The organism is Spirosoma gilvum, from assembly GCF_054776815.1.
In genome coordinates this window covers 367,388-388,216 of record NZ_BAAHBH010000009.1, presented here as the reverse complement: position 1 = coordinate 388,216, position 20,829 = coordinate 367,388, and the positions used below count along the sequence as shown (strand labels likewise).

The following is a 20,829-nucleotide window of genomic DNA, read 5'->3' as shown; positions in this document are numbered from 1 at the left end:
ACTCCTCGCTCCTAATACTGAAAATCACCCTTTCATTGTAATTCGGGCTCGATGGCACACGCCACCGATGGGTGGATTAAACTTCGAGACACTTACTTCAACAGCTTCAATGCTGCTGTATCGGGCCCTTATTTCCTGAATAATCTGGTGAGCAATGTGTTCCAGCAGCCGGGCTGGCTGCTTCATCACATCGGCTGTAATCTTGTACAAATCTTCGTAACTAACCGTATCGCTCAAACGGTCCCGACGGGCTGCCTCTGAAAAATCAGTTGTGACGATAATATCAACGGAATACTTATTCCCAATTTTCTGCTCTTCGTCGTAAAATCCGTGATAGGAAAAAAACTCAAGCCCCTCTAACGCGATTGTTCCCATCATGTGATGCGGGTGGAAGCCCGCGTAGTTCGTAGCGGGTTTCCACCCGTATTATATTAAATCTGGTCAAAAAAGGAGCCACCCTTTTTAACAGGAGCTTCCTCAGGTTCAGGTGTTGTAGCCTCAGCCAGAATAGATTCGGGTACAGACTTCTCGATATGTTCTTCTGATTGAGTTTCCTGGATGGCATCGTCCAGTTTCTCTAAAACATCTTTGTCTTCGGGAATCGCTTCGGGAACTGACTCTTCCCGTTCAACAAGGGCAGGTAAATCTGCCGCATTACTAGTCTCAACAGATTGGGAATCAGCTTCTGCGGCTGGCTCATCTTTAACCTGATCGTCAGCCGGTTTCAATTCTTCTTTAATCTGAACGGAAACATCTTCGATTTTGCCTTTCAGATTTTGCTTACTGAACTTCTTCTCAAATCGATCCACGCTATCTACCGCATTGCTTGCCAGCAGTCGTATCTGAGAAGCCAGGTTTTCTTTATAGCCTTCCAGAGCTTTAAAATCATGCTCCAGCGATTTTAAATCATTAAGGATATTATCCTTTAAGTACCGGGCCTGGTTCTCGGCATCCTGCACCATCAAGGCCGAACGTTTGCGCGCATCAGCCACAATTTCGTCAGCTTTTTGGCGGGCTTCGGCAATATAAAGTTCACCTGCCTTATTAGCTTGTTCCGTAATGTTGGCGCTATTTTCCTCCGCTGTTTTCAGCGTTCGGAAGAGGGTCATTTCTATTTCTTTCAGCTTGCCTAATTCTTTTTCGGCTAGTTCAAGCTGCATTTTTAGCATTTTATATTCACCAGTTACACGTTCCCATTCCTGAGATAACGAAACTAAGAAAGCGTCAACGTCTTCGGGTCTATAGCCGCGCAACCCTTTTTCAAATGTGTGCTGCCGGATTTCAATAGGCGTAATTTTCATCGGTGCGCTACGATTTTAGGATTTATTGATACCAATAAGGGTGAAATAACAGCCATTCTACGGATTTTACAAAAATTAGCCTGAAAAATAGGTGATTCCTAGTTAATCGTTACTTATTCAGACAATTTCCATACCGAAATTGTCCGATCATCACTGGCCGACATCAATTGTTTCGAATTGGCCCACAGTAACTTATTAACCGATGTGCCATGCCCAGCATGACGAGCCCGGTCAACCACTTTTAGTAAACGATACGTTTCGCCATCCCAGATTTTAATGGATTTATCCATACTAGCCGTAGCCAGATAACGACCATCGGGACTAAATAGCATATGATTGATAGCAAACATATGAGCAACAATATCGTGGTGTAAGGCATACTCCTTCTCTACATCCCAGACTTTGAGATGGGCATCGCGCCCGGCTGTAAGCAGGTACCGAAAATCGGGGGAATAGGTTACTGTAAAGACGGAGTTTGTATGTGCTGCCATTGTTCGTTTGAGCTGATACGTTTCCAGATCAAAAATGCGAACGCTATTGTCGCTATACCCTACCGCGAACTCCCGTTCTACAGGATTCACCGCCATACACCGTGCCGACTGGTCTGAGGCTTTCAGGTGTTTTCGTATAGCTAACTGATCGGCATCCAGTACAACAACCACGCCGTCCGATAGGGCGACAAAGGCATCCTGCTTATAAATCTTTATATCGAAGATGGCTGCCGAGGTGATTTTAAGCGAATTTACCTGCTGTTTCCGAACTGGGTCGATCCAGTGAATGCCCTCGTAATTCTGTCCAACCCACAGCAACCCACTTGCAGGCTGAAAGGCTAAGGCATAGACCGACGCAGGAACATTGGCAACCAGTTTTCCTAAATCGGGACGGTCCAGACGCCATTCTACGATTTGCCCATCGCCCCCGGCCGAAAAAAACTGGTTAGGCGTCGAGCTATGTTCAAGGGTGTAGACACAGTCGCGGTGCCCACCAAATGTGTCAATTTTTTCTACAACCACTTCGTATTGAACTATTCAAGGTCAAACTAATGAATCAAAGGTCGTAAACCTTTCTTTTTGTCCAGCTACTTCCGATTTTTGATTCGTGACTTTTCAACTAAACATTAATAGCGACTGCATCGCCACGCTCAGGCCCATCACAGAGGATGAGCAAACGCTAAGGGCAAACCTGCCGCTTACGGTTGCGGAAGAGATCGAACTGGACAGTGTTACGCATCCAGCGCAACGGGTGGAGTGGCTGGCCTGTCGTGTGGCTATTCAGCAGTTGACAAAAGCCCAGGGATTATCGTACGTTGGTCTACAAAAAGATGAATTTGGAAAACCTCATCTGATTGGATCGGCCTGGCATATTTCGCTATCGCATACGAGTGGCTGGGCGGCTGCGGTCCTACACCGTACTCGTCCCGTTGGTATCGACATTGAGCCCATTCGCGAGCAGTTCACGCGCGTAGTCCCCCGTGTTTTATCCACCGAAGAAATTGCTCATGCTGCTGGAAATCCCAATCGGCTGGCGGTATATTGGTGCGCCAAAGAAGCGCTTTACAAACTCTACGGAAAACGACAGCTCACCTTTCGTGAACACCTACACGTCGAGCCGTTTGCTGACGACGCCAGTCATCTCACAGGCTATGTTCGCCTACCCGATCACGAGGAACAACTAACCATCCGATGTTTTAAAACCGGTCCCGGATTACTGGCGGTAGCGTTTTAAATGAATAATCAGGATCCGAAGGTCATTATCCATTGCTCATTTACCATTATTCATTCAAATGCTATCGCTGTGTATAATCCGACAGGGGCAGGCCATCGCCCTCATCACGGACGGCGGCCAGTATTTTTTCAACTTCCTGAACTCGCTCCGTATCGCCATTTTTCTCGAAAGCCAGGGTTAAATTCCTCAATACCCGCCGAACAATATCGGTATTGGTGCAAGGCTGATAGAAAGCGTCTAATCGCTGGATATTCAGTTGATCGATGTACTGATCAATATCTTTGGTGGTAAAAACCAGTCCCCGATTGAACACATTGATATAAAACTGAACGCCATTGTTTTTATACGTAAGTACGAACAAGTTGGGCAGGTTTACACCATACACGGGCAGATTCAGCCGACGGGCAATGAGCATATACAGGACACACAGCGTGATGGGATTACCCCGACGCGATTCGAGTACCTGGTTGATCATCGAATTGGCTGGCGAATGGAAATGTTTGGTATTTGGGGCAAATTTCAGTTTCGAGAAAAAAGCTGTATTCATTGCCTTAATCTGCTCATCGGGATGCATATCGATCTTAAAATCGACCCAGACATCATAGAATAACTGCTCCACATCCTGGCGAAGTTTGGCCAGCGACAGATCAGGATATTGATAGGTAGCCACGATCCACAGTCCTTCCAACAAGTCCATGGCCCCTGCATTTTTCCAGTCGCGCATTCGTTCCAGAACCGATTCGTATTGAAGATCGTGAATCAGTTCTTCAATCCGTTTTTGCAGAGCAGAGTTGAAACTTCCCTCCCATTCTGTTTCTAAAAGCGGAATCATTTGCCCACCAATCTGCCGAATTCGCTGTTCGACATGCTCCACTACTTCCGGGTCCTCATCGTCCAGGAGCGAAATCAAGGCCTTCAATTCGTTGTCGTTCATTCGTTTATATCGCCAGAGAGAATAACCTCACAATAAAAACTGCTTTCGTAAACCTCCTGAATATACTACTTTTGTCTGGTTTTACGAGTTGCTATGCTACTATAGTAACAAAATTTTCATAAAAAACGGTTTGACTCCTACAGATAATTCCTCCAAAATCCTGGTTACCGGTGGAGCGGGTTTTATTGGCTCTCACACGGTTGTTTCGTTGGTCGAAGCTGGTTTTGAACCGGTTATTGTCGACGACTTTTCGAACTCTGAGCGTTCCGCACTGGATGGTCTGCGAGCTATTCTGGGTCGGGATGTAACCTGCTATCCGGTCGATTGCAATGATGCAGCCGCTATGGCCGATATTTTTCAGAAAGAAGCTCCGCTGGGCGTCATCCATTTTGCCGCTTTCAAGGCTGTGGGCGAATCGGTAGCCAAACCGCTGAAATATTATCGAAATAACCTCGACTCACTGATGCTCCTGCTGGAGTTGATGCCGAAGTACAACATACGCAACTTCGTATTCTCGTCGTCCTGCACCGTATACGGTCAACCTGAGCATCTGCCTGTTACGGAAGAAACGCCACGGCTTCCGGCTCAATCGCCATACGGCAACACCAAATCCATCGGTGAAGACATCATTCGCGATACCGTTCGTGCACAAGCACCCGTTAAAGCCATTGCCCTTCGGTACTTCAATCCGATCGGCGCTCATCCATCGGCCGAAATTGGTGAACTGCCGCTAGGAGTTCCAGCCAATCTGGTTCCGTTTATTACCCAAACGGCTGCCGGTATTCGTCCGAGCCTGACTGTGCATGGGTCGGATTACAATACACCCGATGGCACCTGCATTCGTGACTATATCGATGTAATGGATTTGGCGGATGCACACGTGCAGGCACTACGCAAATTGATCGAAAGTGACGAACCATCCAGCTACGACGTCATCAACATCGGTACAGGCCGGGGCGAAACGGTGCTGAACGTGATCAAAACATTTGAGCAGGCAACGGGGGTCAAACTAAACTACGTACTTGGGGCCCGCCGACCCGGCGATGTGGAGCAGGTGTATGCCGATGTATCCAAAGCGAATCGGGTTCTGGACTGGACAGCCAAACGCTCGTTGGCCGACTCGTTGCGGGATGCCTGGCGCTGGCAGCAAAAAATTAGTTCTAAAGTTATAGAGTCATAATGTTGTCAAGTTGGCAGGTCAATATCCTGCTGCTCAACAACGCTACAACTTTATAACGGTACAACTTTACAACTTCAATTATGAAACTATTAATTACCGGTGGAGCCGGTTTTATTGGGTCGCATGTGGTGCGCCTGTTCGTAACGAAATATCCAGAGTACCAAATCTATAATCTCGATGCACTGACCTATGCCGGTAACCTGGCCAACCTGTCCGACATCGAAAACGCGCCAAACTATACCTTTATTAAAGGCGACATTACCGATGCCAAGTTTCTGGAGGACATGTTCGCCGAGATGAGCTTCGATGGTGTGATTCACCTGGCGGCCGAATCGCACGTTGACCGCTCCATCACCGATCCGATGTCGTTTGTGATGACCAATGTCGTCGGTACGGTAAACCTGCTAAACGCGGCTAAAAATAGCTGGAAAGGGGCCTTTGAAGGCAAACGGTTCTACCACGTTTCGACTGACGAAGTATACGGCTCGCTGCACAACCCGGAAGATTTCTTCACGGAAGAAACCCCGTATGATCCGCAATCGCCTTACTCAGCCTCCAAAGCGGCTTCGGACCACTTCGTTCGGGCTTACGGCAATACCTACAAATTACCGGTTGTTCTGACTAACTGCTCGAATAACTACGGCCCCAATCACTTCCCCGAGAAGTTGATTCCGCTGATGATTCACAACATTCAGACCAACAAACCGCTGCCGGTGTACGGTAAAGGTGAAAACGTTCGCGATTGGCTGTTCGTAGTTGACCATGCACGTGCTATCGACACCGTTTTCCACAAGGGCGAAATGGGCGAAACCTATAATATTGGTGGCTTTAACGAATGGAAAAATATTGATCTGGTGAACCTGCTTTGCCAGATTATGGACCGTAAACTCGGTCGGGAAGAGGGTACATCGGCCAAGTTGATTACATACGTTACCGACCGTGCCGGTCACGATCTGCGTTATGCCATCGACGCCAATAAAATTATGAACGAACTGGGTTGGCAACCCTCGCTCCAGTTTGAGGAAGGTCTCGAAAAAACCGTTGACTGGTTCCTGGCCAATCAGGAATGGCTGGACAACGTGACCTCCGGTGCTTATCAGAGTTATTATCAGGGAATGTACGCGAATCGATAACAGGAGTGAGGAGCGAGGAGCGAGGAGTGAGAATCCATCCGGTCGCATTTAGCTTGCGCCAGCCATTCTCACTCCTCGCTCCTCACTTCTCGCTCGTTTCAAAACTATGAAAGGAATCATCCTCGCCGGGGGCTCCGGCACACGCCTTCATCCGCTTACACTGGCCGTATCGAAACAATTGATGCCGGTGTACGACAAGCCGATGATTTATTACCCACTGTCCATTCTGATGCTGGCAGGCATTCGCGAGATTTTGATCATCTCAACACCGCACGACCTGCCCCATTTTGAGAAATTACTTGGCGATGGCGAACGCTTAGGCTGCAAGTTCACCTACGCTGTTCAACCCAGTCCCGATGGCCTCGCACAAGCCTTTATCATTGGCGAAGAATTTATTGGGAACGATAAAGTTGCCCTGGTACTGGGCGACAATATTTTCTACGGTTCAGGGCTGTCGAAATTACTCCAGGCCAACAACGACCCTGAAGGCGGGGTGGTGTACGCCTATCAGGTACATGATCCCGAACGCTATGGCGTTGTTGAGTTCGATGACAACTTCAACGTATTGTCGATTGAAGAAAAACCGGATAAGCCGAAATCAAACTACGCGGTGCCGGGTCTGTACTTCTACGACAACGATGTGGTTGAAATTGCCAAAAATATCAAACCGTCTCCCCGTGGCGAGTTGGAAATCACGGACGTAAACCGAGTGTATCTGGAGCTTGGCAAGCTAAAAGTGGGTGTACTGGACCGCGGAACGGCCTGGCTCGACACGGGCACTTTCGAATCATTGATTCAGGCAGGCCAGTTTGTTCACGTCATCGAAGAACGGCAAGGATTGAAAATCGGCTGCCCTGAAGAAATCGCCTATCGGATGAAGTTCATTGATGCCGATCAGTTAGCCAAAATCGCCCAACCGCTCGTTAAAAGTGGTTATGGCGCGTATTTATTGAATCTACTGAAGTAAGATTTTTGTCATTCTGAGGAACGAGGAATCTCAACGTTACTTATTGGTCAAGCTTGAGATTTCTCGTTCCTCGAAATGACAAAGTCCCGTAATAAAGAAGCCGGTTTTAGTAAAACCGGCTTCTTTATTAATATAAACAAAATCCTGAAAATCAGTTTAATCTGTTAAATCCTGCCGGGCTGCGGACGCAGTTCAGACGGAAAAGCTTTCGCCACAACCGCAGGTACGGGTTGCATTTGGGTTTTTGAACTGGAATCCTTTTCCGTTCAGGCCATCCGAAAAATCAAGCTCTGTACCAGCCAGATACAGCAGGCTTTTGCGATCGACCAGAATTTTAATGCCTTTATCTTCAACAACATGGTCGGTAGGTTGCTGGGTAGCATCGAACTGAAGATCATACATCAGGCCCGAACACCCGCCACCCTGAACAGCCACCCGGATGGAATACTCGTCAGCCAGTCCATCTTTCTGACGCAGTTCGATAATTTTATTTTTAGCGATATCTGAAACCGTAACCATTGTGGTAATCGAATCTATTTTGACGCATATACATGCTTTCTCTATAACTTTCGGCCAAACGGAAAAGTTCTTTACCTATGCTTACTAACGTCGAACATATCGGCATTGCCGTTCGGGATATAGCCAGTTCTAATGATCTATTTACCAAATTGCTCAATGTAACTCCCTACAAGTCCGAAGTCGTAGCGACAGAAGGGGTAACTACGTCGTTTTTTCGAGTAAATCAGACCAAAATCGAGCTTCTCGAAGCAACGAACCCCGATAGCCCTATTGCCAAGTTTCTGGAGAAAAAAGGCGAAGGTATCCATCATATTGCCTTCGAGGTCGATGACATTCTATCGGAAATGGAGCGGCTAAAAAGCGAAGGATTTACGTTATTGAATGAGGTTCCTAAACGCGGAGCCGATAATAAATTAGTGTGTTTCCTGCATCCCAAAGGCACAAATGGCGTGCTGGTTGAACTGTGTCAGGAAATAAAGGAGTCTTAAGAATGAAAAAAAACAGTATCGAATTTCTGATTGGTTTATTGGCATTGGTAACCACTTCTGCCTGTTCGCAATCACCTGGCTACTTAGCTCGGTATACTCAACCGGGCGTCGACGTTCAAAACTATGCCTTTTCACTCACATTAAGTGATTCGACCAACCTCATCCGTGGCGAAGCGACCATCCGGTTTACCCGCGCCGACGACCGGCAAACCGTCTGGTTCGATCTGATTGGCGGCAAATCGGATACCCTACAAACGGGTATGACGGTTCGCTCCGTAAGTCTGGCGGATGGCAAAACAGCCCCATTCAGCCAGCGAAATGATAAAGTATTTATCAACTTACCCGCCCAACCCAATCAGGCCACTGAAGTAACGATCCGCTACGACGGAATACCAAAACAAGGGTTGATCATCAGTCGAAACAAATTTGGCGAGCGTACCTTCTTCGGCGACAATTGGCCCAACAATGCCCGAAATTACCTGCCCGTCGTTGACCACCCATCCGATAAAGCGACCTGCTCGTTTGCTGTAAATGCACCAGCGACCTATCGGGTTATTGCCAATGGCAATTTTATGGGCGAAAGTAGCTTGCCCAATGGGCGTAAACTTACCCGCTGGCAGGAGAGCACGCCCATTCCCACCAAAGTGATGGTGATTGGTGCCGCCCGATTTGCGGTCGATGAAGTAGGTTCGGTCAATGGCGTGCCAGTGCAAAGTTGGCTATACCCCAACGATAGCCAGAAAGGTTTTGTGGATTATCGTCCTGCCAAAGAAATCCTGCAATACTTTATCGATCGGGTTGGACCGTATTCGTATGAGAAGCTGGCGAATGTGGAATCAACCACCATTTTCGGAGGTATGGAAAACGCAAGCTGCATTTTCTACAACGAAAAGGTTATCGTAGGGCATAAAGATTCGGATGTGGAAGCCCTGCTGGCGCACGAAATTGCCCACCAGTGGTTTGGCAACTCGGCTACCGAATCCGACTGGTCGCAGTTGTGGCTGAGTGAAGGATTTGCCACCTATTTCTCAGCTCTATATCTGGAACATGCCTACGGCAAAGACACACTCAACGCTGTTTTGAACCAGAACAAAGGCCAGATTTTTCGGTTCGCGGCTCTAAAGCCCAAAGGCACTATCGTTGATTCGACGGCCTCGAACCTGATGGATTTACTGAATCCGAATTCGTATCAGAAAGGCGGCTGGGTGCTGCATATGCTTCGAAGCGAATTAGGCGACGATGTATTCTGGAAAGGCATTCGGGCTTATTATGCAGCCTACCGCAACCGCAACGCCCAATCCAGCGATTTACAGGCCATCATGGAAAAAGAATCAGGCAAAAAGCTGGGACAGTTTTTCCAGCAATGGCTTTACCAACCCGGCTTCCCCGAAATTGTCTGGAGTTCGAGCTATGATGCGGCAAAAAAATCGCTGGTCATCGACGTACGACAGGCGCAACGCACGGGCAATCTGTTTACAATTCCGCTTACGTTCAGTCTTCGCGACGCTCGCGGACGTGAACTAAGCCGTTCATCGCGTCTAACCTTATCGCAACAAAGCCAGACCTTCACGGTTCCAGTCGCATCTAAACCAGACGCTGTCGTCATCGACCCTGACAATACCGTCTTGATGCGGACTACGCAAATGGGCAACTAATTTGTTAATTTGCTCCCCACTAACCGCTTTACCGCCATGCTCAAGCGCGTTTCCATTCAGAATTTCAAAAGCCTGAAAGACGTCACCCTCGACCTTCAAAAAGTCAACCTCCTCATCGGCCCGAACAATTCAGGCAAAACCAATTTTTTGAAGGCGCTGGAGTTAATCGGCCAAAACAGAAAAAAAGTCAAATATGATATTCATAATATAGCTTTCGGGAAAAAGTTATTCGGAGAGATTAGTATAAAGTTGTTTTGGCCATCTGATAAGCAAGAGTTTGACTATAAAGCAGTCAAATTTTACTTTGACGCTAGTCAAGTTGCTACAGTAAGAGGTTATTACCGAGCGATTGAGCCAGATAATATAAGTGCCAGTAATGTATCAATACCTGAATTAAACTATCTGGAATCAAAAGTTATTAATATCTATAAGCCAGACCCAACTAAACTTACACAGCCGGGTCCAGTAGGAATAGGCGAAGAGGCCGTAAATGCAGATGTCTCTAATATTGTGGGCTTTTTGGATCTAATGCTTAGCAAATATCGTAGAACTACTTTTCATCAAATAGAAACAGATTTATCTACATGTATCCCCGAATTTGACGAAATTAATCTAGACGATGTAATTCCTTCCGAACAACAAAGGAAACAATTTGGAGATAAATCGTTTAAGCGTATCGGCTTAACAAATAGCAAACAAGGTATAACGTACTGGGCAGACGAGCTTTCAGAAGGAACACTGTACTTTCTCGCACTTCTCTGTATTATTAACCAGCCCAATCCACCAAAACTTCTGCTTCTTGAAGAACCGGAAAAAGGGATTCATCCTCGTAGAATTCGGGAAGTAATGGATTTTATTTTCAGATTGGCTGAAGAAAAAGATGTACAGATTATTCTGACGTCTCATAATGAGCATGTCCTGGATGATTTTGCGACACGTCCAGAAGCCGTATTTGTTTTTGATAAAGACGAAGAAGGTGCTACGTACGTGCGGAATCTACAAACAGACATTATCGAACCTACTAATCAACGAAATCGCGAATTAGGACTTGACGAAATTGACTTAACCACCAATCTCAGTGAAAACTGGCTTTATGGACTATTAGGAGGAGTCCCGGCAATTCCATGAGTAAAGCCAAATTAGTCTACACGTTAGTCGGTGAAGGCTTTGCTGAATATGAATTCATTCCGGCTTATATAAATTGGGTTGGTTCAAATTATCCTCAACTCATACAAATAGTCCGAACAAAGATTCAGATAGCTATAACCAAACAACCTAGCGTTTCCAAAGTATTGCAGGAAGCTGCTACTTTATGCGCTCGTTCATTTGCTGATGACAAAAATCCATCAGACCTATTCATTGCCGGCATTGACTTGGATCAATCCGATTTTACGGATGATTTAGAGCTATACGGCAAACGTCTTAAGGAGCTAAAAGATAAAATGGGGAAGGTCTTCAAGATTTATGAAGATAAAATAATCTTGTATGTACCGATTCAGGCCATTGACTGCTGGGTGTGCTATGTTCAACACAATTCAACCGCAAATAGTCTGGAATCTACAGGCAAGGATGAGGTAAAGAAAAAGGTGTATGGCGAAAAAAATCCTGATCGCCAGCGCATCGAAAAAGTAGTGCGAGAAACAGTAGTCAAAGCAGATTTTGCCAAGCTAGCTAAACAGTCCCGCAGTTTTGCTCATTTCCATAAACAAGTCATTGCGTTTCTTGATAGCTATACGCGTTAAAACGCTCCAGACTTACTGCTTAACCCGTTTCGTAGGAAACCTAATAGGTGCCGGAACCTGAACAAAAACAGGTTGTAAAACTTCGACTTGTTCGTTGTAGCTGAAGTGCGGTTGAAAGCTATACGTTGTCAGTTCAATCTTCGAGATTTGTTCTATGTCGAAAAGTTGCCATCGGCTATTCGTTAACGACACACAGGTCAGGTCGCGGCAATATCCATACACGGTCAGCTTACGGGGGCCTTGTTTAGGAAACCCTAGCTGATACGGTTCCAGTGTCCGCCAGGAGCCCTGATACCAGATTTGAATGACACGCTGATCCGAAATTGCTGATTCGATTGTAAAAAATAAACTCTCCTGAAGTGTAGAGCTTTTCATCATAACGTTATCGTTTGTAGCTAGCAGGAAACCATGTCGAGTCGTACATATAACGTGCCAGTTTATTGGCTCAACTGCCATAAATGCATGTATTGGCCCAAATAGGCTGGCTTTGAATACCATCTAAAGCTTCATATTGAGGACCTTGTAATTAGGATTGCCTTATATTGCTGGCAAACATCGTTACAACCTACACTTCCTCATGAACTATTATACCTCAGCGCTGACCAACCAGCGCTTTGCCCGATACGTTATTGGCGTCGTCATCTGTATTGTTTGTACCCTACGGATTACTTTTCCAGCAATAGCCCAGGCAGATACCGACATCTTTCTGGTCGACGTTACGTTATCGCCACTCAAGGTAGGAACTCCACAGAATATTACACAGCGAAAGGGGTACGACAATCAGCCGTCTTTTTCGCCTGATGGCACAAGCCTATTGTACACATCCATGCAGGCAGATGGGCAAACCGACATTTACCAATACGCACTCGATTCCAAAATCACAACGCAGTTAACCCGAACAGCCGAAGGTGAATACTCTCCTACTGTTACGCCCGACCGCGCCTATTTCTCCGTCATTCGCGTTGAAGGTGATAAAACACAACGACTGTGGAAATTCCCGTTGTCGGGTGCAGGCGAACCCACTTTAGTGCTTCCGCATGTAAAGCCGGTTGGCTATCACTGCTGGCTGGATTCAGACTGGCTGGCCCTGTTTATTCTGGGCTCACCTAATTCGCTCCAGTTAGCTAAACCAAGCACAGGCGATACCCTTCGCGTGGATAACAGCATTGGCCGAACATTACTAAAAATTCCTGGTAAGCCGGTTTTGAGTTACGTTCATAAACAGGATGCTACCCATTGGGTAATAAAACAGTTTGACCTACGTACTCGTCAGTCATCGATTATTGCACCTACTCTGGAGGGCAGCGAGGATTTTATCTGGACGCCTGATGGAACAATTCTGATGGGTCGCGGCCCCGTGCTGTATCAGTACAACCCCAAAACCACCTCTGGTTGGCAGCCGGTTGCCGATTTTAGTTCGGTAGGCATCAAGCAAATCACCCGATTAGCAATCGATCCGCAAGGAAAAAAATTGGCTTTGGTAGGTCAGTAGGAGATCCCTTCTGACTATCAAGAGTGATTTTTAAACCGTTCCCGATCAGGTTATTTTTTACCAGCAACAATTAAGCCAACTGTTGGTTACAAATAAGGCAAACACACTGGCTCCAAAGGAACCAGCGTGTTGCACTTTCCAACGGTGTTTTCTCAAACACCGTTGGAAGTAATTGCAATTTTTGAGCCGAATGTATTTCGTCTGGCGATGAAATATATGCTGGGCTTCCTACCTTCGCGCTATGAACCCCAATAGCGAACACCAGGACCTAATCGATTTTTTCTCGGGCCGCGACCTACCCACTGGCCCTCAGCACATTAACGAATTCAGCGTTTTTTTCAATTTATCCAACGCAGTAAATACCCGACTCAACCAACTCAATAGCGACGTAGCAGCCACCCGTAACTCAGCACTACTCATGCTCAATGAAGTAAAACAGTGGTTGCTCAATAAAAACTAATGGCCATCTACTTATACGGGTAGCAATTCAGTAGACGGAGTAAGCAACGGGATGCCAACCCGAAAGGTGGTTTCGTCCTGGTATACGGTTACTGATGGGTGATCAAGTAGTTTGTACTTCATCATAATGTTCTGCAAACCAACCTGATTCGAAGCAACGGCTACTTTCTTGACCTGAAGATTATTCTCTACGTACAGGTTTTCCTGCTGTGTATATAGCCGAATTGTCAGTGGCTGGCCTACCGATATGATATTATGCTTAATCGCATTTTCAACCAGAAGCTGAAGCGTAAGGGGCGGAATCAGGCAGATCAAGGAACGCTCATCTACATCCATTTCCATAAAAATCCCATCACCAAAGCGGGTTTTTAGTAGATGAAAATAAGCGTTGATAAATTGAATTTCATCGGATAAAGGGCAAAGGTCCCGGTCGTTTTGCCGCAGTAAATACCGATAAACCGACGACAGTTCGTCCAGAAACTGCTCTGCCTGCTGGGCGTCACTCGTGATCAGCGACGACAGTGAATTCAGGTTATTGAACAAAAAATGGGGATTGATCTGAGTCTTGAGGGAGTCTAGCTGGCTTTGCAGATTTACCTTTTTCAGTTCTTGGGCTTCGTCATAACTTATTCGCCAGCGCTGGTACAAATAAATACCTTCATACACGGCTGCAATCTGAACCGTACCTACCACCGACACCAGCGTATTAAAAAAATAGGGCTTGAACTCAAATAACTGAGCCGAATGCCAAAGGCCAATCTGCTGATAAAACCAGGTTTGAGTAATCCGAATAAAACTGGCAAAGACAATAAACCAGCTTAGTTGGTACAGTACCCGCTGCCAGGTCTGTGCCTGTTCGGGATACCGTCGACGGGAAAAAATGATTCCCCAGCGATTTGTCTCCCAGACCAGTACACTTCCCAGCACGAAAAAAAATGGAATGCGCCAATCATCAGGGTATGGCACGTTTGTATAGCCATACATCGCCCATTGGCCCGCCAGCGCTAGCAGCGGCACCCCCAGCATACGCATCCATTTATCGCTCAGTGGTTGCATTCGGCTTAGTATTCAACACATCGGACCGCCGAAGCGGAGACGCAGAAAACACAGAGTTTTTCAATAACAAAGGACAGAGTGATTGGTCCCTACCATTCCTCTGTCCTTGTTCTTTACTCGTCTGGTATTGATCGCTTAAAAAGCGAGTATTGTCTTCTCAATAATATCACACGCTTCGTGAAGCTGCTCTTCGTTGATCACGAGTGGTGGCGCAAATCGAATTTTATCACCATGCGTTGGTTTGGTCAATAAACCATTGTCTTTCAGCTTCAAACAGATTTCCCAGGCTGTTTTATCTCCGAATTCCGGGCGTTCAGTAATCACAATGGCGTTGAGCAAACCCCTGCCCCGAACCGTTTTTACCAAGTCCGTTTTCTGACTTAACGCTGTCATACGAGCCCGGAAAACCTCACCCATCGCTGTTGCGTTCTCAGCCAGTTTTTCGTCTTCAACAACTCGTAAAGCTTCCATGGTAACCGCACAAGCCAGTGGATTACCGCCGTATGTACTACCGTGTTCGCCCGGTTTGATGGTCAGCATTACCTCATCCGACGTCAATACGGCCGATACGGGTATCGTACCTCCCGAAAGCGCTTTACCCAGCACCAGCAAATCGGGTTTCACACCTTCGTGGTCGCAGGCTACTCGTTTACCCGTCCGTCCGATACCCGTCTGAACTTCATCGGCAATGAACAGTACGTTGTATTTGGTACACAGATCACGGACACCACGCAGGTAACCTTCATCTGGCACAACTACGCCCGCTTCGCCCTGAATCGGTTCCACCATAAATCCGGCAATGTTCGGATCGCTTTTGAAGGTATCTTCCAGAGCGTTGAGGTCGTTGTAGGGAATGACAATATAGCCCGGTAGCAACGGACCGAAATCATTGGTACTGCTGGGATCAGTCGACGACGAGATGGCCGCCAGGGTCCGTCCCCAGAAGTTTCCGGCTGCATACACCGTTTTGGCCTGATTCTGCGGAATCCCTTTTACTTTATAGGCCCATTTGCGCGTAAGCTTGAGCGCGGTTTCTCCACCTTCGGCCCCGGAGTTCATCATCAGGGCTTTGTCGTAGCCAAAATAGTCACAAAGGAATTTTTCGCAGATACCGGTCTGGTCGTTGTAAAACGCCCGCGAGGTCAGCGTAAGTCGTTGCGCCTGATGGACCAGGGCATTGATAATCCGGGGATGGCAATGGCCCTGACTGACGGCACTATAGGCCGACAAAAAATCGAAATAACGCTTGTCCTCCACATCCCACACGAAGACACCTTCGCCCCGCGTCAGTACCGCCGGGATAGGATGATAGTTGTGCGCCCCATAGTGCCATTCCAGTTCCATGGCCTTATCAGCGGGCGATGTCGGGGTGATTGGTTCAATCGTCATAGCAACAAACGGTTAAAGTGAAAACGTTGATGAAGGCTTTTTGGGCAGGTTGCAACTAAGCGGCTCTATTGGCCGTTACTTTCCAAAAATACACGGAATTAGGCAGACCTACAACCCCCATGCCTCCTCAGCCCTCTAAGAAGAAAGAAGTAGATTTGGCCGACGACGATTATTACTATACGCTGGAAGGCTATCTCGTATTTACGGCATCTTATCACCTCAAACGCGGCTACTGCTGCCGAAATGGCTGTCGACATTGCCCCTATGGTTTCAAAAAAAAAGAGCAATGACTTGCAGATTATGAATTATTTAGCGAATTTTGCGCCCTCATACGGAAAACGAGTACGGTAATGGCCAGAGTTTGTCAAATCACAGGAAAGCGCACCCGCGTCGGAAACAACGTTTCGCACGCTAACAATAAAACCAAGCGTAAATTTTATCCGAACTTGCAAAAGAAGCGGTTCTTCGTTGAATCGACGGGTGAGTGGATCACGCTGAAAGTGGCTACGTCTGCTATCAAGACCATCAACAAAAACGGTCTGGAAGCCACCATTCGCAAAGCAGCTCAGCGCGGTACGCTGACCGCTTAGTTCACAAAGATCTTTACCTATAAGCCTCTTCCGGTTAGGAGGAGGCTTTTTGTGTTTGTTATTATTGTCATTTGATAGTCAGTAGTGGTTATTTATTGCCATTGATTGTTTTTAGCGATAAACCCTGTAAATGACAATAAATGACCACTACTGACTATCAAATGACCTAACAAATGAAACTCAACTTTGAAGACCTCATTGTATTTGAAAATGAGGACTATATACTGATCAATAAGCCGCCCCACGTAGCCTCGCTCGACGAACGAACAACCGACCGGACCGGCGTTAGCATTCTGCGGATGGCCAGGGAATACCATGCCGACGCGCAGTTGGGTCACCGCCTGGACAAAGAAACATCGGGCATTCTGGCGATTGCCAAGAACCCTGAAGCCTACCGGCATCTGGCCATGCAATTCGAACATCGGGAGGTTACCAAGCGCTACCATGCGGTCACGAATGGCGTGCATGATTTCGACAGCGTATCCGTCTATCTGCCCATTTCGCCCATTAAAGATGGTACAGCCGTTCGGATCGACCGGGAGAAGGGTAAGGTAGCCGAAACGATTTTCAACACCTTACAGGCTTTTCGGACCACAACGCTGGTGGAATGCATGCCCATAACGGGTCGGATGCACCAGATTCGGGTCCACCTGATGTGTTTGAAAGCGCCGATTGTCAACGATGCGACCTATGGTGGAGAACCCGTATACCTGTCGGACCTGAAACGCAAATTCAATCTGAAACAGGGCACTGAAGAATTACCCCTTATTCAACGCGTAGCCCTCCATGCCTATTCGCTAACGTTCAGTCTATTGGACGGCGAAGAGCAAACCTTTATAGCGCCTTACCCGAAAGATTTCAATGTACTGGTAAAACAATTGGAAAAGTTTGCGTAAAGCAGACTTGATGTATAATGAAAAATGGATAATGCATAATGGAGGATGATTTCCAGCTGGATTCATTGTTCATTATGCATTATCCATTTTTCATTATTTAAATCTCCGTTCCTTCCTCGATGGGTTCGGGAATGTGGTGTCCGGTAGAATCGAGTGGTGTCGGTCTGGGCCGTCGTCGGTTGACGATGTAGAACAAGGGCGGAATAATCAGGGGTGTAAAGAGTAAGGTAGTCGTTAGCCCACCGATGATCACCGTTGCCAAGGGGCGCTGCACATCGGAACCGATACCGCTTGAAATAGCCGCCGGTACCAGACCAATAATGGCCACCACCATAATCGCCATAATGGCCCGAAACTGCTCCTGCGCAGTGTCGATAGTAATTTCCTTCAGCGACTTCGGGTTATTCACCAGATTGCGATTGAGCGCCGACACCAACAGTACACCAGCCATAACCGAAATCCCAAAAATCGAGACGAATCCTACCCCTGCCGACACGTTGAAGTTATACCCTCGCAGCAACAAGGCTCCGATACCACCCGCCATGGCAAACAACAAACAGGTGAGGGTCAGGAATGTATCCCGCGCATTGCCGTAGAGCATAAACAGGAACAGGAAAACAACTACAATCGTCAGTGGAATCGAGATGACCAGTTGGCCACCGGCTCGTTCGAGGTTTTCGTACTGCCCGCCGTAAATGACACTGTAGCCTTCCGGGATTTTAACGTGCTGACGGACTTTCTGACTAATCTCTCGTACAAAACCCCCCTGATCACGCCCCCGAATATTGGTCCGCACCGTGACCATCCGCTTACCATTGATGCGGTAAATATTGGTTTGTCCCTGTACATAGCGGATGTCGGCCAGTTCGTTCATGGGGATCAATGCCCCCGAAGCCGATGGAACCTGCAACAGTCGAATGGCATCGATGCTCCCGCGACTTTCGGGCGTGAACCGTACAACTATGTCGTACCGTTTAGCTTCGTCATAAATGGAACCGATGGCTTTTCCGCCAATGGCAGCTTCAATCATGCTTTCAATCTCGGCTACGTTGATACCGTAGCGGGCAGCGGCCGGGCGGTTGATGCGAATAGCCAATTGATCCTGTGGCCCTTCCTGTTCAATATTGACCGACACGGCTCCATTCATTCCTCGTACCAATGCGGCTATACTATCGGCTTTGCTCCGCATCAAGGTCAAATCGCTACCCACTACCGAAATGGCCAGGTCGGCGGCACTACCCGTCACAATCTCCATCACCTGGTCGATAATCGGTTGACCTGATGAGAAGAAAGCTCCCGGAAAAGCCTCCTGCAATTGATTCTGCATCGAACGGACAATCTCTTTTTTCGAAATTGTATCCGACCAGGTGCTGTAATCTTTCAGGCCGATCAAAATCTCAGTGCGATCAGTCGGGAATGGGTCGGTTCCGTCGTCGTTGCGGCCAGCTTGGGTAATCACAAAACTGACCGGTTTATAGGTGCTGATGATGTCCCGGATTTTAGGAGAGATCTTGGCATTTTCCTGAATGGTAATCCCCGACGGCATAAACGCCCGCATGAAAATGGAACCTTCGTCGAGTTCGGGCAGGAACTCAGTTCCTAACTTCAGACCAAACCCAATCATGATCAGCACTACGATCATTCCTACACCTACCACCAGACGCGGTACGCGAAACAGGACTGATTTCAGCAGCCACTGATAGCCATGCTCAAGGGGCGAAAGCAACAGGTTTTTATGTTCCTTCAGCGGCTTGCCATCAGGAGCCAGCGCTTTCCGAAACGCAAAGGAAATCAACACCGGAATCAGGGTTAAGGCGCAGATCAGCGAGCCGATTACGGCAAATGACAACGTCAAGGCCATTGGGCTAAACAGCTTTCCTTCTACCCGCTGCATCAGCAGAATAGGCATGTATGCCAGAATGATGATGGTAACGGAGAAGAAAATCTCCCGCGCCACTTCACCGGCTGAGCGTGATGTAACATTGACAATGCCCTGATTTCGTTCGGCCGGGCCCGATGATCGGTATTTTCGAATCAGGTGTTCGGCCATCACACTGGCGCCATCCACAATGATACCGAAATCGATAGCCCCTAATGACAGCAGGTTGGCCGGAATCCCGACGAGTTTCATCAGAATAAAGGCAAACAGCAGTGAAAACGGAATCGTAACCGTAACCACCAGAGCCGCCCGCAGGCTCCCCAAAAACAGAACAAGCAAAATGGCGACTATCGAAATGCCTTCGATCAGCGTATGAGCCACCGTTTCGAGCGAATGGTCGATTAAAAAGCCCCGGTCGTATAGCACCCGCAAATGCACTCCTCTTGGTAACTCACGCGCTTCCAGATCAGCTATTTTCTCTTTCAGTAATTCGAGCACTTCGCTGGGGTTTTCACCCCGACGAAGCAGCACAATCCCTTCTGTAGCCCCGATCACATCTAGGTTCTCGTCAGGAATTCGATAGCCCAGAATGCCCGACGGCGACGGCGGGTTAATCTCAACGCTGGCCACATCGCGCAACAGGACCGGCACCCCTTCGTTGGCCTTCAATACGATGTGCTGAATATCCTCAGGCGTTTTCAGCGCACCGAGTCCCCGAACCGCAAAACCCTGTCCTCCGCGAGCAATAATGTTACCGCCCGTGTTCTGATTGTTTTTCTGAACGGCATCGATCACATCCTGTAAGGTCAGGCTGTATTTACGCAGCTTGGCCGGGTCAGGAATCACCTGAAACTGTTTGATCGGTCCGCCGAAGGTCGTTACATCGGCCAGGCCCGGCACCTGTAGCAACTGCGGAATGATGACCCAGTCCTGCAAATCCCGCAGCTGCATGGGCGTCATGCTCGGCGGGGCTTCGATCACATACCGGTAAATTTCGCCAACGGCCGTCGTCAGCGGAGCCAGTTCGGGCGATACGCCATCGGGTAATTGTGCTCCTGTAAGCCGCTCGATCACCTGCTGACGGGCAAAATAGTCGGTAACGGTTTCGTCAAAATTTAATTGTACGACCGAGAGGCCGAAGATGGTTCGTGATCGACGGTCGGTTACGTGTGGAACGCTGTTGAGAACCCGCTCAATGGGTATGGTTACCTGCTGCTCGACTTCTTCAGCGGCCCGCCCATCATACTTGGCAATCACGATGACGTTGGTATCGGCAATATCCGGGTAGGCTTCAATCTTGAGCAGCTTGAAACACCATAGTCCCAGCCCCATTAGCGCGATGGCCAGTCCGACGACTATCCAGCGGTTCTTGAGCGAAAATGTTATCAGATTCTGAATCATATTGGAACGAGGAAAAAGGAGAA

Annotated in this window: 22 protein-coding genes; 13 read left to right on the top strand and 9 right to left on the bottom strand. The window is 47.7% G+C overall.

All coding sequences use genetic code 11. The annotated features are described in order from the left end of the window. Nucleotides 1–24 precede the first annotated feature (24 nt). From folB to ACYVFD_RS24040, 3 genes are all read right to left on the bottom strand, one after another. Complete coding sequence (folB, locus tag ACYVFD_RS24050; RefSeq protein WP_461093079.1) at nt 25–375, bottom strand: dihydroneopterin aldolase; 351 nt, start codon at nt 373–375, stop codon at nt 25–27. Between the two features lie 56 nt (nt 376–431). Then, nucleotides 432–1,301 (bottom strand): DivIVA domain-containing protein, encoded by an 870-nt coding sequence (locus ACYVFD_RS24045; RefSeq protein ID WP_461093050.1) that lies wholly within the window; start codon nt 1,299–1,301, stop codon nt 432–434. 113 nt (nt 1,302–1,414) lie between these two features. Next, nucleotides 1,415–2,314 carry a WD40 repeat domain-containing protein gene (locus ACYVFD_RS24040; RefSeq protein WP_461093049.1) on the bottom strand — a complete coding sequence of 300 codons (900 nt, stop codon included), beginning with the start codon at nt 2,312–2,314 and terminating at the stop codon, nt 1,415–1,417. Between the two features lie 85 nt (nt 2,315–2,399). On the opposite strand from ACYVFD_RS24040, the gene ACYVFD_RS24035 reads away from it, so the two are divergent. Beyond that, nucleotides 2,400–3,026, top strand: a complete 627-nt coding sequence (locus ACYVFD_RS24035; RefSeq protein ID WP_461093048.1) for a 4'-phosphopantetheinyl transferase family protein — start codon at nt 2,400–2,402, stop codon at nt 3,024–3,026. Between the two features lie 61 nt (nt 3,027–3,087). Here the strand turns inward: ACYVFD_RS24035 and ACYVFD_RS24030 are convergent, their stop codons facing one another. Then, complete coding sequence (locus ACYVFD_RS24030; RefSeq protein WP_461093047.1) at nt 3,088–3,960, bottom strand: transglutaminase-like domain-containing protein; 873 nt, start codon at nt 3,958–3,960, stop codon at nt 3,088–3,090. A gap of 130 nt (nt 3,961–4,090) precedes the next feature. Here ACYVFD_RS24030 and galE point away from each other — a divergent pair, with 130 nt between their 5' ends. From galE to rfbA, 3 genes are all read left to right on the top strand, one after another. Continuing rightward, the gene (galE, locus tag ACYVFD_RS24025; protein WP_461093046.1) at nt 4,091–5,140 is read left to right on the top strand and encodes a UDP-glucose 4-epimerase GalE; all 1,050 of its coding nucleotides are present in this window, start codon (nt 4,091–4,093) and stop codon (nt 5,138–5,140) included. Nucleotides 5,141–5,220: 80 nt separating this feature from the next. Beyond that, nucleotides 5,221–6,273, top strand: coding sequence for a dTDP-glucose 4,6-dehydratase (gene rfbB, locus ACYVFD_RS24020; RefSeq protein ID WP_461093045.1), 1,053 nt, complete (start codon nt 5,221–5,223; stop codon nt 6,271–6,273). Nucleotides 6,274–6,379: 106 nt separating this feature from the next. Further along, nucleotides 6,380–7,240 (top strand): glucose-1-phosphate thymidylyltransferase RfbA, encoded by an 861-nt coding sequence (gene rfbA, locus ACYVFD_RS24015; RefSeq protein ID WP_461093044.1) that lies wholly within the window; start codon nt 6,380–6,382, stop codon nt 7,238–7,240. Between the two features lie 192 nt (nt 7,241–7,432). On the opposite strand, the gene ACYVFD_RS24010 is transcribed toward rfbA, so the two are convergent. Continuing rightward, the gene (locus ACYVFD_RS24010) at nt 7,433–7,759 is read right to left on the bottom strand and encodes a HesB/IscA family protein (RefSeq protein ID WP_461093043.1); all 327 of its coding nucleotides are present in this window, start codon (nt 7,757–7,759) and stop codon (nt 7,433–7,435) included. A 77-nt stretch (nt 7,760–7,836) separates the two neighbouring features. Between ACYVFD_RS24010 and mce the strand changes: the two genes are divergently transcribed. The 4 genes from mce to ACYVFD_RS23990 are packed head-to-tail and all read left to right on the top strand — an operon-like array spanning nt 7,837 to nt 11,644. After that, entirely contained in the window at nt 7,837–8,247 is a 411-nt protein-coding gene (gene mce / locus ACYVFD_RS24005) for a methylmalonyl-CoA epimerase (RefSeq protein ID WP_461093042.1), read from the top strand. A 2-nt stretch (nt 8,248–8,249) separates the two neighbouring features. Beyond that, the gene (locus ACYVFD_RS24000) at nt 8,250–9,902 is read left to right on the top strand and encodes a M1 family metallopeptidase (protein WP_461093041.1); all 1,653 of its coding nucleotides are present in this window, start codon (nt 8,250–8,252) and stop codon (nt 9,900–9,902) included. Nucleotides 9,903–9,938: 36 nt separating this feature from the next. Then, complete coding sequence (locus ACYVFD_RS23995; protein WP_461093040.1) at nt 9,939–11,030, top strand: AAA family ATPase; 1,092 nt, start codon at nt 9,939–9,941, stop codon at nt 11,028–11,030. Next, nucleotides 11,027–11,644 (top strand): hypothetical protein, encoded by a 618-nt coding sequence (locus ACYVFD_RS23990; RefSeq protein WP_461093039.1) that lies wholly within the window; start codon nt 11,027–11,029, stop codon nt 11,642–11,644. The genes ACYVFD_RS23995 and ACYVFD_RS23990 overlap by 4 nt, the downstream gene beginning before the upstream one ends. Nucleotides 11,645–11,656: 12 nt before the next feature. On the opposite strand, the gene ACYVFD_RS23985 is transcribed toward ACYVFD_RS23990, so the two are convergent. Next, nucleotides 11,657–12,022 (bottom strand): hypothetical protein, encoded by a 366-nt coding sequence (locus tag ACYVFD_RS23985; protein WP_461093038.1) that lies wholly within the window; start codon nt 12,020–12,022, stop codon nt 11,657–11,659. Nucleotides 12,023–12,221: 199 nt separating this feature from the next. On the opposite strand from ACYVFD_RS23985, the gene ACYVFD_RS23980 reads away from it, so the two are divergent. Then, complete coding sequence (locus ACYVFD_RS23980; protein ID WP_461093037.1) at nt 12,222–13,136, top strand: TolB family protein; 915 nt, start codon at nt 12,222–12,224, stop codon at nt 13,134–13,136. A gap of 241 nt (nt 13,137–13,377) precedes the next feature. Then, nucleotides 13,378–13,596 (top strand): DUF6965 family protein, encoded by a 219-nt coding sequence (locus tag ACYVFD_RS23975; RefSeq protein ID WP_461093036.1) that lies wholly within the window; start codon nt 13,378–13,380, stop codon nt 13,594–13,596. 11 nt (nt 13,597–13,607) lie between these two features. Here ACYVFD_RS23975 and ACYVFD_RS23970 read toward each other — a convergent pair whose 3' ends face one another. Continuing rightward, nucleotides 13,608–14,651, bottom strand: a complete 1,044-nt coding sequence (locus ACYVFD_RS23970) for a sensor histidine kinase (RefSeq protein ID WP_461093035.1) — start codon at nt 14,649–14,651, stop codon at nt 13,608–13,610. 135 nt (nt 14,652–14,786) lie between these two features. Then, on the bottom strand, nt 14,787–16,040 hold the full coding sequence (gene rocD / locus ACYVFD_RS23965; RefSeq protein ID WP_461093034.1) for an ornithine--oxo-acid transaminase: 1,254 nt from the start codon (nt 16,038–16,040) through the stop codon (nt 14,787–14,789). Nucleotides 16,041–16,159: 119 nt separating this feature from the next. Between rocD and ACYVFD_RS23960 the strand changes: the two genes are divergently transcribed. The 3 genes from ACYVFD_RS23960 to ACYVFD_RS23950 all read left to right on the top strand — a co-directional run bounded on the left by ACYVFD_RS23960 (nt 16,160) and on the right by ACYVFD_RS23950 (nt 17,526). Further along, a complete protein-coding gene (locus ACYVFD_RS23960) occupies nt 16,160–16,330 on the top strand; it encodes a DUF5522 domain-containing protein (RefSeq protein ID WP_461093033.1) in 171 nt (56 codons plus the stop codon). A gap of 60 nt (nt 16,331–16,390) precedes the next feature. Continuing rightward, a complete protein-coding gene (gene rpmB / locus ACYVFD_RS23955) occupies nt 16,391–16,630 on the top strand; it encodes a 50S ribosomal protein L28 (protein ID WP_020601072.1) in 240 nt (79 codons plus the stop codon). 173 nt (nt 16,631–16,803) lie between these two features. Beyond that, complete coding sequence (locus ACYVFD_RS23950; RefSeq protein ID WP_461093032.1) at nt 16,804–17,526, top strand: RluA family pseudouridine synthase; 723 nt, start codon at nt 16,804–16,806, stop codon at nt 17,524–17,526. Nucleotides 17,527–17,623: 97 nt separating this feature from the next. On the opposite strand, the gene ACYVFD_RS23945 is transcribed toward ACYVFD_RS23950, so the two are convergent. Further along, the gene (locus ACYVFD_RS23945) at nt 17,624–20,806 is read right to left on the bottom strand and encodes an efflux RND transporter permease subunit (protein ID WP_461093031.1); all 3,183 of its coding nucleotides are present in this window, start codon (nt 20,804–20,806) and stop codon (nt 17,624–17,626) included. Nucleotides 20,807–20,829 lie beyond the last annotated feature (23 nt).